Raw genomic sequence first — 13,395 nt, 5'->3', positions numbered from 1 at the left:
TCTTTTGGACATCACCGCCCAGAGAGGCGGCTTTTTTATTGCCCTGGCTTGGCCAGGACCAGTAAATCGGCAGGCGTATTCACGTTGTGCAGTGCCGAGGGGCTCACCCGCTGCACCTCTACGAAGGGTACGAGGGCCGTTTGTTCCGGCAGGGCAGCTTCCCGCATTCGGCGCTCTCCCCCATCCAGCAGTCCAGTGACCCGCTCCAGCAGCGCCGTGTGGTACAGGGCGGCGAGCGGTTGAGGCTCCCAGGCTGCGTCCAGGGCCCGGACGGCCAGCACCTCCAGCGTCTTCACTTCTGCCAGCAGTTCCCAGTACGCGGGCGTCAGGCGCGGCATGTCCACCCCTGCAAACGCCACCCAGCCCTCGCCCATTTGCGCACGGGCAGCGAGCAGGGCGGCTTCGAGGGCAGCCAGCGGTCCTTCGCCGGGGCGGGTGTCAGGGACGTTCTGCCAGCCAGGTAGGGCGTAACGCTCGGGCGGCGCGATCAGCAGGCGCAGCAGACACCCAGACAGGCTCGCGGTCACATGCTGAAGGAGGGGACGGCCTTCCAGCACGGCCCCCGCCTTGTCGCTGCCGAAACGGCGTGACGCTCCGCCCGCCGTGACCGCGCCAGCGAGGGGAAGCACCTAGCGCTCCATGTGCCGCAGCGCCCAGGCCAGAAAGCGGGGCACCGGACGGCCGTAAGGCGGGTACATGAAGCGAATGGCGCTGTTCCTGCCCTCCACCATCACCGCCCGCTCGTGGCTGAAGGTGCGGAAGCCGTACTCGCCGTGGTAGCGGCCCATCCCGCTCGCGCCCACGCCGCCGAACGGCAGGTTGGGATTGCTGAGGTGGATGATCGTGCCGTTGACAATCAGGCCGCCGCTGGTGGTTTCGTTCTGCACGCGGGCCACCGCCGCCGGATCCTCGGCGAAGGTGTACAGCGCGAGCGGCGGGTCCAGGCGGCGGATCAGGGCCAGGGCCTCGTCAAAGGTGCGGTAGGTCAACACGGGCAGCACCGGGCCGAAGAGTTCTTCCGCCATCAGGGGCATTTCGGGCGTCACGCCCGTGACGAGCGTGGGCGAGACGAAGCGGGCCGAAGCGTCGAACTCGCCGCCCAGGGCCACCCGCGCGCCCGCCGCTACACTCTCCCGCGTCAGGCGTTCCAGACGCTCGACGCTGCGGGCATCCACCATCCGCCCGTAGTCCGGTCCCGCACGCAGGTGTTCACCCTCTCCGAAGCGGTAGGCAATGAGGCCCCGCAGACGCTCCACGAAGGTGTCGCGCAGGGCCTCAGGCACGAGCGCGTAATCCGGGGCCACGCAGGTCTGCCCCGCGTTCAAAAACTTACCCCAGCCCAGGCGCTGCGCAGTGAGGTCCAGATCGGCGCTGGCGTGAACGAGGGCCGGGCTCTTGCCGCCCAGTTCCAACGTCACGCCCGTCAGGTTTTCGGCGGCGGCCGCCAGCACCCGCCGTCCCACCGGACCGCTGCCCGTGAAGAAGATGTGATCGAAGGGCATCCGGGTCAGCCCTTCCGCCACGCCGGCATCACCCAGGACCACCGCAACGAGGTGCGGCTCGAAGACCTCCTCCAGCAACCGGCGCAGCGCCTCTGCGGTGGCGGGGGCCTTCTCACTGGGCTTCAGAATCACGGTGTTCCCAGCCGCCAGGCTGGCGACGAGCGGCATCAGCGTGAGGTTTACCGGGTAGTTCCACGGCCCCAGAATCAGGGTCACGCCGCGCGCCTGGGACTGCACCTCGCTGCGGGTGCCCAGCAGGGCAGCGGGCGTGGAGACGGGCCGGGGAGCCATCCAGCGCGGAAGGTGGCGCAGCGTGTGGCCGATCTCCTCCATCACGGGGTGGAGTTCGGTGATTTCGGCCTCGGCACGGCTCTTGCCCAGATCCCGGGCAAGGGCGTCAGCGAGGGCGGTCCGGTGGCGCCGCAGTCCCTCGCGCAGATGGCGCAAAATGGTACGCCTCGCTTCAGCGTCGGTCTGTGCTGCCCGCCAGCGCCACGCCCGCTGCGCGTCAAAGAGGGCTTGCAGTTTGGGAGAAATCGGCGGGGAGACAGCTTGAGACATGGAACCTCCAAGACAGGAAACGCAGCGGAGAACCTGAACCGAGTCTAGTGCAGGAAAGCCGTTCCCCCGTCTCCTTTAACAACAGCTCAGATTGAGGGGAGACAGACACTCCATCCTGTGAAAGCGAGATCACACTTGAGGTCGTTCCAGATTCACTCACCCCTTCTCTTTCTATGGAGGTTTCCCCGTGAATAAGCTGCTGCTCTCTGCCCTGCCCCTGGCCCTCGCCTCCTGCGCCGTGATGCTGCCTGGCAGCCCTTACATGCTGGGCAAACAGCCCGCTGCCGGCGACCTGATGCCGATGGGTACGGTGAAAGCCACCGATTCCAGCACCATGGTGATGACCGAGACCAAGGTGATGGGCCTGAAGCCCAACCAGTACTACGTGGCCCATTACCACGTGATGGGCCGGGCCAGTACGGATCCCTGCTCCAGCGCCGGCGCGCCCATCATGAGCACCAAGATGGTGGGAATGACCGACGCCAGCGGCATGCTGAGCATCACCGCCAGCACGCCTCGTGACGACACGATGCAGGCGGCCTACTACAACATCCACACCGCCAGCGACGCGGCCGGCACCCCGGCCGACGGGGGCGTGGCCTGCACGGCAGTCAAGCTGAACGCGAACATGGGTGGCGTGGGGCAGTAACTTCCCTTCTCGAGCGGGACCGCTCTGTGCCCTTCCGGGTGCAGGGCGTTTTTCCGTTCCTTCCCCGCCCTGCGTTACCCTGCGTTCCGTGAGCATTCGTATCCTGGGGGGCAGCGCCAAGGGCCGCAGCCTGAAGGTTCCTGCCAGCGCCCGGCCCAGCGGCGCGCGCATTCGCAAGAGCCTCTTTGACCTGCTCGCCTCGCGCGCGCCATCGGGCAGCTTTCTGGACCTGCACGGCGGCAGCGGTGCGGTGGGACTGGAGGCCGCCAGCCGGGGTTACGCGGTGACGATCACCGAGAAGAATGCCCAGGCCGCGCGGCTGCTGGAGGAAAACGCCCGGGCCCTGAGCCTGCCCGCGCGCATCCTCAAGGGCGACGCGCTCGGACTGCTGCCGCGCCTGGGGCAGTTCGATGTCGTCTTCAGCGATCCGCCCTACGAGCAGGACATTCCTGGCCTTACCGCCAGGCTGCTGGCCGCCAACGCCCTGACGCCCGGCGGACTGCTGGTCTGTCAGCATCCGGACCGCCTGCACCTGCCCGATGCGCCCGGCTGGGAGCGCGAGGAGCGGGTGCATGGCAGCAACACCCTGACCCTGTATTGGCGGGATAAGATCGGGAGCGCATGAACGCCGTCTTTCCCGGCTCCTTTGATCCCATCACCAGCGGCCATATGGACGTGCTGACGCGGGCATCGCGCATCTTCGACCACGTGACGCTGACGGTGATGCACAACGCCCGCAAGACGGGCCGTCACCTCTTCACGCTGGAGGAGCGGGTGGCGGTGCTGCAGGAGGCCACAGCGCACTTTTCCAACGTCAGCGTGGACAGTTTTGGCGGCCTGCTGGTGGACTACATGCGCCAGCAGCAAAAGGGCATTATTATCCGTGGCCTGCGCGCCGTGTCCGACTACGAGTACGAACTCCAGATCGCGCACCTCAACCGCCAGATCGGCGAGGTGGAGACCGTGTTTATCATGGCCGCGACGCGCTGGAGCTTCGTGAGTTCCACGATGGTCAAAGAGATCGCCAGCTACGGCGGCGACGTGTCGGAGATGGTGCCGCGCGCCTCGGCCTCGGCCCTGCGGCGCAAGTTCGCGGAGGTGTACGCAGAGCGGGAAGTGGAGCAGGGCAGGTAGCTTCCCGCTTCCTTTTGGGGAGGGTGCCCCATGTGCTGCCCTTACGTGGAGGGATGCGCGCATTTATGCTGGCGGTCCTCCTGCTGTCATGAGGGGTTCAGGCCGCGCCTCCCCTCTGAAAACAGGGTGACCGTCATAGGAAATAGCGCCGCCGCTCCCGTGGCTCTGGACCGGTCCTCTCGGTGCCGTGCCCCCAGGTGGCTGGAAGCGGCATATGCCAAGTGGGCTGTTCGGTCTGGAAGCGTCCAAGCGCCGAGATGCGCCGAGCCTGGAGCGGTTGATCCTGGTCATCTCTGTCGCGACGCTTCTTTCGGTCCCTAAAGGACTTCAGGCGGTGGAGAATGGGCCTCGACGTGTCCTTGATCCCACTGGCAACGTGGATTGAGTGATCTCAAGATCGGTTTACGGGCCGTGCAGTACGTCCTGAGCCGAGGTCAGGCCGCCTTGAAGGGCCAGGCCCTTCAAGGCGGCCCCGATCCTGGACCCTTGGGGGCCAAACACATCCTCAGCCACCCCCCCTAATCACGCTTGAAGTCGGCTGGACACTCGTTTTCCGCTTACATTCATAAAATTTGTCAGGCCTTTAGGAGGGTGGCCTCTGGAGAGCCTGAAATAGCGCCTCTTGCTGGGCTGGATTGAGAGCAGAATCAAACTTGTTCAACTGACGCTTATCCAGAAGCGCCTGTTCGCCGTCGGCATTGTAGGCGGCAATCAACGTACTGATCGTCGTACGCGAAAATCCGGTTGCGTCAATGGTCTCTAGAACTGACTTTCCTTTGCTTTTGGGCCAGACGATCTGCCGGCGTGAGCGTTCAATAGGCCGCTTGGCTTGGCGATGCGCAACTTCAAGTCTTTATGGTGCGGAACCAAGGCGGCAGCTCTCATATTCGGAACGCATCTTCACTCCGTATCAGTGGTGTTCCCGCACCCTTCCCCTCGGTATCAGCGTGACGTTCGCTCACGCGGCCAGGATCCAGAACATTGACGCTCCAGCATTTCCAGACCCACCATCAGTCGAAAAAGGCCGGGGCGCCCATGCCCCGGCCTCCTCACCCGCTCAACGTCAGGCGTTTTGCTTCAGGCCTTCTGCCGCCTGCCGCAGCGCGCCCGCCTTGTCGGTCTGCTCCCAGGGGAACTCGGGGCGGCCGAAATGACCGTAGGCGGCAGTCTGTGCGTAGATGGGACGCAGCAGGTCCAGCTGGGCAATGATCGCCTGTGGCCGGGCATCAAAGTACCCGTGGACGAGTTCGGCCAGCACCGCGTCGCTCACGGTGCCCGTGCCGTAGGTATCCACCCGAAGGCTGACGGGATGCGCGCGGCCAATCGCGTAGGCCACTTCCACCAGCGCTCGCCGGGCGAGCCCCGCCGCCACGACATTCTTGGCAATGTAGCGGGCGTAGTAGGCGGCGGAGCGGTCCACCTTCGTGGGGTCCTTGCCGGAAAATGCGCCCCCGCCGTGCGGCACGGCTCCGCCGTAGGTGTCCACGATAATCTTGCGGCCCGTCAGGCCCGTGTCGCCGTGCGGCCCACCGATCACGAAGCGGCCACTGGGGTTGATGAAGTATTTGGTCTCGGGCGTGAGGTACTCCGCGGGAATGACGGCGCGCACCACGTGCTCGATCATGTCCTCGCGGATCTGCTCCTGGGTCACGTCGTCGCTGTGCTGTGTGCTGATGACAACGGTGTCCACGAAGGTTTCGCGGGCGTCGTGCGGCTCGCCGTCGCGCACGACGGTGACCTGGGCCTTGGCATCGGGACGCAGGTAGGGCAGCGTGCCGCTCTTGCGGAGTTCGGCCAGGCGGCGGGTCAGGCCGTGGGCGAGGCTAACGGGGAGGGGCATCAGTTCGGGCGTCTCGTCCGTGGCGTAGCCGAACATCAGGCCCTGGTCGCCCGCGCCGACTTCCGAGTATTTGTTCTCGGGGCGGCCCCGGTCCTCAGCGGTCATCGCGCGCCATTCCTCGGAGTGGTCCACGCCCTCCGCGATCTCAGGCGACTGGCCGTGAATGGCGACGAGCACCGCGCTGTATTCGGCGTCAAAGCCGTAGTTGGCGCGCACGTAGCCCACTTTTTGCACGGCCTCGCGCACCACACGCTGCACGTCCACGTGTGCCCGGTGCGCGCGAACCTCCCCCGCCACCACGGCCATGCCGGTGGTCACGAGCGTTTCTACGGCCACGCGGCTCGTGGGCTCCTGGCGCAGAAACTCGTCCAGGATCGAATCCGAGATGAAATCCGCCAGCTTGTCCGGGTGGCCTTCCGATACCGACTCCGACGTGTAGAACTTCCGCATTTTTGCTCCTGTACGCGCGGGGGGCGTCTCACAGAACCACCTGGAGAGGGATGTCGCTGCGGTCCACGCACGCGGCCCGTGTCCTCACGCTGGAGGGCACGGCCAGGAGCCAGCCTAACGCAAGGGGCGGGGACGGGGAAAGGACGAAAGGCGGATCAAGCTTAAGGAGCTGATACGGATTCCGAATAATCAGTTATAATAATGAGATCAGAACGGTTACTTTCCAACACACGGCCGAAGACTTCTGGGGCATCTACGGCCGGAGTAGCTGCGCGGTGGAACGACGACGCAGTCACCTCCTCGCGTTCCTGGCAGAAGGGAAAAGCGCTGCTGAAGCCCTGAAGCTCACGGGCTACTCGTATCAAGGTGCAGACAAAATCATCGACGCGTACCACCAACATGGTCTGGCGGGGCTCAAAGATCAGCGACACCAGAACAGTGGTGCACCGACCCTGCTCAGCGACGCCGAAGTGCTCCTCCTGGCGCGGACGATTCGTGCAGACACCGCCAGCGGCGGTGTCTGGAATGGTGCACGAGTGCAGTCCTGGGTAAAGCAGGAATTGGAGAAGGACGTGCATCTGAGCCGCTGTTATGCGTTTTTGGATGCGGTGGGATATAGCCTCCAGGTCCCTCGGCCTCGACATGTCGAGGCCAACCAGGTCACTCAGGAAGCGTTCCAAAAAAAATCCTCCCAGCCGTGGTCCAAGCAGCTACGGCGCGTACTGAAGCAACTGGACGAGCGGTAGAAGTCTGGTGCATGGATGAACACCGTGTGGGATTGAAACCCCTCGTCGGCAAACAATGGTCCGAGCGAGGCAAAGCACCGACCGTGCGTGTCCAACACCGGTATGAATGGCTCTATGTCAGTGCGTTCGTCTGTCCTCAGACGGGAGAGAGCCAGTACTGGTTGTTGCCGACGGTCAATACGGCGGCCTTCCAGGCTGTGCTCGATCGCTTTGCCCTCGACACACAGGCTGGAAAGACCCGGGAGATCATCTTGGTCTTGGATGGTGCGGGGTGGCATGCCACCCCGCAGTTAAAGTGCCCACCGGGCATCGAGCTCGTCTTCTTGCCGCCCTACTCCCCAGAGTTGCAACCCGCCGAACGCCTTTGGTCCCTCACCGATGCTCCCTTGAAGAATCGTCACTTCGAAACCCTGGAAGACCTGACCGTGTTGCTTGCGGAGCAGTGTCGTCGGTTGGAACAGCAGAGGGAGAGAATCCGTTCTCTCACCTTCTTCCATTGGTGGCCTTGCATAACAAATTAATCGGAATCCGTATGACTTTGCGGTCATCACGGGACGTAAACCCCACAGCCAGGCCCAAACAGTTCCATAGCGGGAGAGCTCGGGGAAAAATGGTTCTCAGACGTGAAGGCTGTCCGGTCTCCCTGAATCCAGACGGTTTCATGCCCGCCTGTCAATTCCAGAATGGCCTCCTTAACCCCGCGGTAGGAGGCCGAAAGAGACAACGCCTGCTCCGGCGTTTCCAGCAAGGCCAGGGCGTCCGCAATCTGTCTCTCCACCTCTTGAGGGCCAGCACCGCTGACCTTCACATCAAAGCCTGACGCTTCCGGGGCCGGCTGCACACCGAAAAAGCGCTGTTCCCTGCGACGAACGCGGTATGCCCGCAGGCCACTCCCCCGCACAGCGCGCCCCACCATCAAAGTGAGTTCCTGACGCGCGCAATGCGCAAGACACCTCAGCCCTCTGCACCCATCGCCGCCCCGATCCCCACCGGCAGCTCCGCCGCCACCCGCTCGAGTGTTCGGCCAGCGGCTGCGCGCACCATTTTTTCGAAGGCCGCGCCGCCCCAGCCCTCGGCCTGTGGGGTACCAAGGTGGGCGCGGAAGTGGAAGGTAAAGGCCACGGCTCCCGCGCCGTCCACCTCCGCCCGTCCGGCCACTTCCACCCACGCGCGCTCACCCTCGATGGGCTGAGGGGTCAGCGTGGCTCCTTCGGGCGTAGCGGTCAGCCGGCTGGAAAAGGGCAGGTCCACCTCGCCCAGCACGGGCACGGGCACGATCAATTCGCCGGTCACACCCTCAGCACTGCCCTGCAACTTTCGCAAAAACCGCACCCGCGACAGCGAGCGGCCCGCATCCTGCACGAACCTCAGCGCCGCCGCCTGCCCGCCGGGATGGGTGAGGGTGAACGCCTGCCGGGCCTCGATCAGCACAGCCTCAGTCCACCCACTCGATTACGATGCGGTCCTCGGTGAGCGCAGCCTGAAGCTCGGCGTCACCCACGCTGCGCAGCCGGGGCAGGTGCGCGAAGCGGGGGGTGGCTGAGGCGTAGCCCAGGCGCACCACCACGTCTTCGCTGGCCTCGTCCTTGCCCACGCGCCACACGAGTTGCCCGCCCAGGGCGTCCAGTTGCCGCGCAAGGTCCGGGGGCAGATCTGGGGGGGGCGCAGGCGTCATGCCCGCCATTGTACGTGGCTGTGCCCCGGAGGTAGAACGGAAGGCATGACCTCCACGCAGAGTTGGCGAGAACTTGAGACCCGCACTGGCCTGGACCATCTCCCCGACTTTCACCGCGCCTTCCTGACCTGGCGCGGCGTCGAGGGGGCGGCCGAGATGCCCCTGCGCCGGGTGGGCCAACGCGTGGAGGCCGAACTCAACCGTATGGTGCAGGCGGGGCGAGCGCAGAAGGTGGGAGACGACTGGCAGCTGGAGCCGGGAGCGCTGGCGGGGTTTGGGGGGGTGGGAGACTGAGGGTCAAAAGCACAGAACACCGGGTGACCCCCTCATCCCTCCACGTGCGTCACCACATTGCAGGTACACCGCGCCAGCGTCGTCGTTCGGCCCCGCCCGTCGCGCATTTCCACGGTCCAGACCATCACGGTGCGGCCCCGGTAGGCGAGGGTGGCCTCGGCGGTAACGAAGCCTTCCGCCACGCCCCGGACGTGGGTGCCGCTCACGTCCACGCCGACGCCCACCTGCCGGCGCACATCCAGGTTCAGCCAGGTGCCAATGCTGGCGAGTTCTTCGGCCAGGGCGAGGCTCGCGCCACCGTGCAGGCGTCCGGCGGGCTGGCGGTTGCCCTCCACAGGCATTCGGGCCGTCAGAGTCTCCCGCGACGCCGTCAGGATCTCGATGCCGAGCCGCTCGCCCAACGTGCCTGAGAGGCGGTTCATGCGGGCGGCGAGTTCCTCAGGCGCCAGGCGGTCCAACTCCTCGGGGGTGGGCAGGTTCAGATCGGGATGCAGTGCCGTTTGGGTTGGAGTCACGCCCGGAAGATAGACCTCACTGTCCCGCGAGCGCGAGGTACTTCACGGGCCCGGAAATCCCGATGAGCACCGTGACTGTGGCCCGTCTTCTTCTCGCGCGCCTTGCGGTAGCCCTGTTTTTGGAGCGCTGCCAGCACGCCCGCCACCTGCTTCTGACCGGCCGCGCCTTCGGAGAGGCCGTACATCTTGGTCCACGCCGCGTTCAACATGCTTTTGCTTGAGAGTCAGGTAGAGGGGCCCGCAGATGGGCGGGGCGCCGCCCCTGTCCTTGATGAGGCCGCCCACGATGGCCCCCCGCTTTCACGGGGCAGGCGAGCGCAGCGGGCAGGAACAGCATCGGCGCGAGGAGGGCAAGGCGCGAGGTTATGGTCGTATCCTTGCGCTTCTCCCGTTTGGGTGGGTGGCCCGCCCTTGAGGAGACGGACCTCAATCGGGCATGAGATCGGCGGGACCGGGGGTCAGGCAACCTTTAAAGCCGGCCTCGTACTCGGCCCGGTCCAGACCACGTCCGATAAACACCAGTTCGGTCTGCCCGTCCGCCTCGTCCCAGGCGTCGGCAGTAAAAAGGTCCCGCACGGCTTGAAACAGCACGCGCCGGGGGTAGCCGTGCAGGCTGAGAAACCCCTTGACCCGCAGGACCTCGGCCGGGCGCGAGAGGATCAGGTCCGTCATGAAGCGTTGCCAGCGGTACGGATCGAGGGGCCGGTCCGCGCGCAGGGTAAAGCTCTTCAGGCCCGGCGTGTGCCGGGTAGCGGGGGGATTTTTCAGCTCGCGTGGATCAAAGTCGTCCCGGGCGAGCAGGGCCTCCGCGTCCACCTGCCCGCGCTCCACAGGAACCATGCGAGCGAGGGGATTGACGCCCCGCAGCACTTGAAACGCGTGGTCCAGCAGTGGGGGATCGGCCAGGTCGGTCTTGTTCAGCACCACCACGTTGGCATAGGCGAGTTGCCGCGCGGCCTCGGGATGATCCCGCAACGTCTGGAGCACATGCCGGGCGTCCACCACCGCCACCAGGGTGGTCACCCGAAAGGCCGCCCGCACCGAGCGCTCCAGCAGTGTGGTCAGCACGGGCGTGGGGTCCGCCACGCCGCTAAGTTCGATCAGCACGGCGTCGGGCTTTTCCTCACGCAGGGCGATCGTCACCAGCGAACGCAGCAGGTCATCCCGGCCCGTGCAGCACAGGCACCCAGCGGTGAGCTCGGTTACGTCGTCACCCAGGCGCTCGATCAGACCGCCGTCCACCCCCGCCTGCCCGAATTCGTTGACGATCACGCCGAGGCGGTGCGGCAGTGAGCGGAGCAGGTGGTTGACCAGCGTGGTCTTGCCCGCGCCCAGAAAGCCGCCGATCACGACGATGGGAATGCGTTCATTCGGGGCAGGAGTGCTCATGGTGCCAGGATAGCGGCCCCACCCGGGCAAGCCTGAGCGGTCACATCAGGGCGCGGATGGCCTGGGCCAGGGCGGGTGACACCTCTTCATGCTTTTCGAGGTAGGTCAGCAGCGCCTGAGCCGCCCGTGGGGTTTCGTCGTAGCCTGGCAGAAAATCCGTCAGGTGGGCCGCCACAGCCGGATGCCGGGCCTCGTACCGGCGCTCGGCGTCGAAGAGGTCTGCGCCTGCGGAGGGCCCGTCCCGCTCTGCCGCCAGGGCCAGGACCTGCGACAGCGCGTACCCCTGAACGAAGCGGAACGCGGACAGCCGCTCCCCCCGGCAGTACCGCTTCAACCCCACAAGCAGGTTCGTCAGCGCCTCGCCCACCCGGTGCTCCCGAGAGGGACGTTCGCCTGTGGTGGGAAGGGCCCCATGCTCTCTCCCGAAGTCGGTCGATACCCCCGGGCGGCTCCAGACCACCCGCCCATTGACGAGGGGAACCCCGGCCAGCTGTGTGGGCGTGAACACCGCGAACTCGGCATATACGCCGTCTACGTACAGCACCTTGTACCCGTCAGGGGTGTTACGGAAGGTATAGACCAGCGCCGCGGGACGGGCCAGCCAGGTGAGGTCCCGAAGGTAATGGGCCGCGCGGCCTTCCTCAGCCACCACGAAAAAATCGAGGTCCGAGTGGGCGTCAAGGCGCCCGAGTTCCGAACCGACGGACCCCAGTCCGATCAGGGCGAGGGCGTGGCCGGACTCTTCCAGCGAACAGCCCAGGGCGATCAGACGGTCGAGCAGGAGGGCGGGTGAGATGGACACGCCCACTGTTGTACGTCAGCGCGGTCCCTGCTGGCCACGTCCTGTCCGCAAAAGGCACGCTAGCCTGCCCCCATGCTCCCGTCCGAGAACGTCACCCGCCGCCTGTACGGCCTCCTCTCGCCCTACCGGCGCACGGTGGCCCTGGGCCTGACGCTGCTGTTGGGCAGCGTGGTCGCCGAACTGTACCCGCCGCTTGTGTGGAGCCGCGTGGTGGACCACGGCCTGCCCCGCCGGGACTGGGCCTGGATCGGCGGGCAACTGGCCCTTCTGGTCGGCGTCTTCGCCGCGCAGCAACTCCTGTCGGCGTGGCGGGGGCTGCTGCTGGAGCGGGCCGGGCAGCGGCTGACCCTGGACCTGCGGGTCGCGCTGTACCGCAAGCTTCAGGGCCAATCAGCGGCCTACTTCGAGTCGCAGCGGACCGGAGACCTGATTGCCCGCGTGACAGGGGATGTGGACGGCCTGCAAGACGTCCTCGTGCGTGGGACGGACGCCGTGATGGCCAACGCACTGCGGCTGATCGGCGTGGTGGGCATCTTTCTCGCCTTGCAGCCGCTGTTGGGCGTGCTCGTCACGCTGCCCATGCTGGCGGTGGCCGTGATGCTGCGCCGCTACGCCCGCACCGTCCGTCCCGCCTACCGCGCGGCCCGCACCCGGCTGGGGGACCTCAGCGCACTCATCACGGACCGGCTCACGGGCCTGCGGGTGGTGCAGGGCTTTGCGCGGGAGGACGCAGAGGCGCGACGGGTGGAGGCGCTGGGGCAGGAACTCTACCGCGAGCAGGTGCGGGCGGTGACGCTGCGCAACCGCGCCTTTCCCCTGGCCCGCTTCGTCGGCAATCTGGGCAATGCCGTCATGCTGGGCGGCGGCGTGTGGCTCGTCGCGACCGGGCAGTTCACCCTGGGCGGCCTGCTGGCGTACCGGGGCTACGGGCGTTACTTCTACGGCCCCATCGACGACCTGGTCAACATCGGGGACCTGCTGCAACGTGCCGAGGCCAGCGGGCGGCGGGTGTTCGAGGTGCTGGACGCGCCGGTGGCCGTGGCCGAAGCCCGGGACGCGCGGCCCTTGCCCGAGCCCGTGCGCGGTGAGGTGCGGTTCGAGAATGTCACCTTTGGGTATAGCCCCGAGCGCCCGGTGCTGCGCGGCCTCACCCTGACCATTCCCGCCGGGCAGCGCGTGGCTGTGCTGGGCGAATCGGGGGCGGGCAAGAGCACCCTGCTGGGTCTGGTCACCCGGCAGCACGATCCGCTCTCGGGGACCGTACTGCTGGACGGTCTGGACGTCCGGACCGCAACACTTTCCAGCCTGCGCTCACACGCGGTCACCATGCCCCAGGACACCTTCCTCTTTCACGACACCGTGCTGGAAAACGTGCGTTACGCCCGCCCCGACACCTCACTGGCAGAGGTGGAGGAGGCGCTCGCAGCGGCCCGGGCCCTCGACTTCGTGCGGACGCTCCCCGAAGGGCTCAACACCGTGGTGGGCGAGCGCGGCGTGCGGCTCAGCGGCGGCCAGCGGCAGCGCCTGGCGATTGCCCGGACCATCCTCGCCCGCCCCGCCGTCCTGCTGCTCGATGAGCCGACGAGCGCCGTGGACGCCGAGAGCGAGGCCCTGGTGGTGGCCGCCCTGGACCGGCTGATGCGCGGGCGAACGGCCCTGATCGTGACCCACCGCCTCAGCCTGGCGAGGGGCGCAGACCGGGTCATCGTGCTGGGGGGCGGCGGGGTGATTGAGGACGGCCCACCCACCCTCCTGCGGGAGCGCGGCGGAGCTTACGCTGCCCTGGAACGCGCCGCGCAGCTCGGCAGCACCTTGCCTGAGCCCCGTCCTGCCTAAAC

Annotated in this window: 15 protein-coding genes; 7 read left to right on the top strand and 8 right to left on the bottom strand. The window is 66.5% G+C overall.

Going from position 1 to position 13,395, the window contains the following annotated elements; all coding sequences use genetic code 11:
• Positions 1 to 35: 35 nt before the first annotated feature.
• Positions 36 to 629: a molybdenum cofactor guanylyltransferase gene (locus tag B9A95_RS15830; protein ID WP_084048190.1), complete on the bottom strand. Its 594-nt coding sequence runs from the start codon at positions 627 to 629 to the stop codon at positions 36 to 38.
• Positions 630 to 2,063, bottom strand: a complete 1,434-nt coding sequence (locus B9A95_RS15825; protein ID WP_084048189.1) for an aldehyde dehydrogenase family protein — start codon at positions 2,061 to 2,063, stop codon at positions 630 to 632. It abuts the gene before it with no gap.
• A gap of 187 nt (positions 2,064 to 2,250) precedes the next feature.
• On the opposite strand from B9A95_RS15825, the gene B9A95_RS15820 reads away from it, so the two are divergent.
• The 3 genes from B9A95_RS15820 (at position 2,251) to coaD (ending at position 3,846) form a co-directional block, all read left to right on the top strand.
• The gene (locus B9A95_RS15820) at positions 2,251 to 2,712 is read left to right on the top strand and encodes a superoxide dismutase (protein WP_084048188.1); all 462 of its coding nucleotides are present in this window, start codon (positions 2,251 to 2,253) and stop codon (positions 2,710 to 2,712) included.
• An 88-nt stretch (positions 2,713 to 2,800) separates the two neighbouring features.
• Positions 2,801 to 3,337 (top strand): RsmD family RNA methyltransferase, encoded by a 537-nt coding sequence (locus B9A95_RS15815; protein ID WP_084048187.1) that lies wholly within the window; start codon positions 2,801 to 2,803, stop codon positions 3,335 to 3,337.
• A complete protein-coding gene (gene coaD, locus B9A95_RS15810; RefSeq protein ID WP_084048186.1) occupies positions 3,334 to 3,846 on the top strand; it encodes a pantetheine-phosphate adenylyltransferase in 513 nt (170 codons plus the stop codon). The genes B9A95_RS15815 and coaD overlap by 4 nt, the downstream gene beginning before the upstream one ends.
• 1,063 nt (positions 3,847 to 4,909) lie before the next feature.
• On the opposite strand, the gene metK is transcribed toward coaD, so the two are convergent.
• Positions 4,910 to 6,136 carry a methionine adenosyltransferase gene (metK, locus tag B9A95_RS15800; protein ID WP_084048185.1) on the bottom strand — a complete coding sequence of 409 codons (1,227 nt, stop codon included), beginning with the start codon at positions 6,134 to 6,136 and terminating at the stop codon, positions 4,910 to 4,912.
• A gap of 275 nt (positions 6,137 to 6,411) precedes the next feature.
• On the opposite strand from metK, the gene B9A95_RS15795 reads away from it, so the two are divergent.
• A complete protein-coding gene (locus B9A95_RS15795; RefSeq protein WP_084048184.1) occupies positions 6,412 to 6,882 on the top strand; it encodes a winged helix-turn-helix domain-containing protein in 471 nt (156 codons plus the stop codon).
• A gap of 11 nt (positions 6,883 to 6,893) precedes the next feature.
• Positions 6,894 to 7,403, top strand: a complete 510-nt coding sequence (locus B9A95_RS15790; RefSeq protein ID WP_084046066.1) for an IS630 family transposase — start codon at positions 6,894 to 6,896, stop codon at positions 7,401 to 7,403.
• A 433-nt stretch (positions 7,404 to 7,836) separates the two neighbouring features.
• Here the strand turns inward: B9A95_RS15790 and B9A95_RS15780 are convergent, their stop codons facing one another.
• Positions 7,837 to 8,313 carry a DUF3809 domain-containing protein gene (locus tag B9A95_RS15780; RefSeq protein WP_084048182.1) on the bottom strand — a complete coding sequence of 159 codons (477 nt, stop codon included), beginning with the start codon at positions 8,311 to 8,313 and terminating at the stop codon, positions 7,837 to 7,839.
• Positions 8,314 to 8,317: 4 nt separating this feature from the next.
• Complete coding sequence (locus B9A95_RS15775) at positions 8,318 to 8,557, bottom strand: DUF3248 domain-containing protein (RefSeq protein WP_084048181.1); 240 nt, start codon at positions 8,555 to 8,557, stop codon at positions 8,318 to 8,320.
• A 45-nt stretch (positions 8,558 to 8,602) separates the two neighbouring features.
• On the opposite strand from B9A95_RS15775, the gene B9A95_RS15770 reads away from it, so the two are divergent.
• Positions 8,603 to 8,851: a hypothetical protein gene (locus B9A95_RS15770; RefSeq protein ID WP_084048180.1), complete on the top strand. Its 249-nt coding sequence runs from the start codon at positions 8,603 to 8,605 to the stop codon at positions 8,849 to 8,851.
• A gap of 32 nt (positions 8,852 to 8,883) precedes the next feature.
• On the opposite strand, the gene B9A95_RS15765 is transcribed toward B9A95_RS15770, so the two are convergent.
• From B9A95_RS15765 to B9A95_RS15750, 3 genes are all read right to left on the bottom strand, one after another.
• Entirely contained in the window at positions 8,884 to 9,366 is a 483-nt protein-coding gene (locus tag B9A95_RS15765) for a PaaI family thioesterase (protein WP_245808331.1), read from the bottom strand.
• 426 nt (positions 9,367 to 9,792) lie between these two features.
• Complete coding sequence (locus tag B9A95_RS15755; RefSeq protein ID WP_084048178.1) at positions 9,793 to 10,755, bottom strand: CobW family GTP-binding protein; 963 nt, start codon at positions 10,753 to 10,755, stop codon at positions 9,793 to 9,795.
• Between the two features lie 40 nt (positions 10,756 to 10,795).
• Positions 10,796 to 11,557, bottom strand: a complete 762-nt coding sequence (locus tag B9A95_RS15750) for a hypothetical protein (protein ID WP_245808330.1) — start codon at positions 11,555 to 11,557, stop codon at positions 10,796 to 10,798.
• Between the two features lie 72 nt (positions 11,558 to 11,629).
• Between B9A95_RS15750 and B9A95_RS15745 the strand changes: the two genes are divergently transcribed.
• The gene (locus tag B9A95_RS15745; protein WP_084048177.1) at positions 11,630 to 13,393 is read left to right on the top strand and encodes an ABC transporter ATP-binding protein; all 1,764 of its coding nucleotides are present in this window, start codon (positions 11,630 to 11,632) and stop codon (positions 13,391 to 13,393) included.
• Positions 13,394 to 13,395 lie beyond the last annotated feature (2 nt).

The organism is Deinococcus hopiensis KR-140, assembly GCF_900176165.1.
In the GTDB taxonomy this organism is placed as follows: Bacteria; Deinococcota; Deinococci; order Deinococcales; family Deinococcaceae; genus Deinococcus; species Deinococcus hopiensis.
Note: the sequence above shows the minus strand (reverse complement) of the source record. Positions and strands in the feature narration are given on the sequence as shown.

Excerpts from the sequence above, each read along its gene's own strand:
- B9A95_RS15825 (WP_084048189.1), bottom strand. The coding sequence starts at position 2,063 with ATGTCTCAAGCTGTCTCCCCGCCGATTTCTCCCAAACTGCAAGCCCTC.
- B9A95_RS15790 (WP_084046066.1), top strand. The coding sequence starts at position 6,894 with ATGGATGAACACCGTGTGGGATTGAAACCCCTCGTCGGCAAACAATGG.
- coaD (WP_084048186.1), top strand. The coding sequence starts at position 3,334 with ATGAACGCCGTCTTTCCCGGCTCCTTTGATCCCATCACCAGCGGCCAT.
- B9A95_RS15770 (WP_084048180.1), top strand. The coding sequence starts at position 8,603 with ATGACCTCCACGCAGAGTTGGCGAGAACTTGAGACCCGCACTGGCCTG.
- B9A95_RS15745 (WP_084048177.1), top strand. The coding sequence starts at position 11,630 with ATGCTCCCGTCCGAGAACGTCACCCGCCGCCTGTACGGCCTCCTCTCG.
- B9A95_RS15755 (WP_084048178.1), bottom strand. The coding sequence starts at position 10,755 with ATGAGCACTCCTGCCCCGAATGAACGCATTCCCATCGTCGTGATCGGC.
- B9A95_RS15775 (WP_084048181.1), bottom strand. The coding sequence starts at position 8,557 with ATGACGCCTGCGCCCCCCCCAGATCTGCCCCCGGACCTTGCGCGGCAA.
- metK (WP_084048185.1), bottom strand. The coding sequence starts at position 6,136 with ATGCGGAAGTTCTACACGTCGGAGTCGGTATCGGAAGGCCACCCGGAC.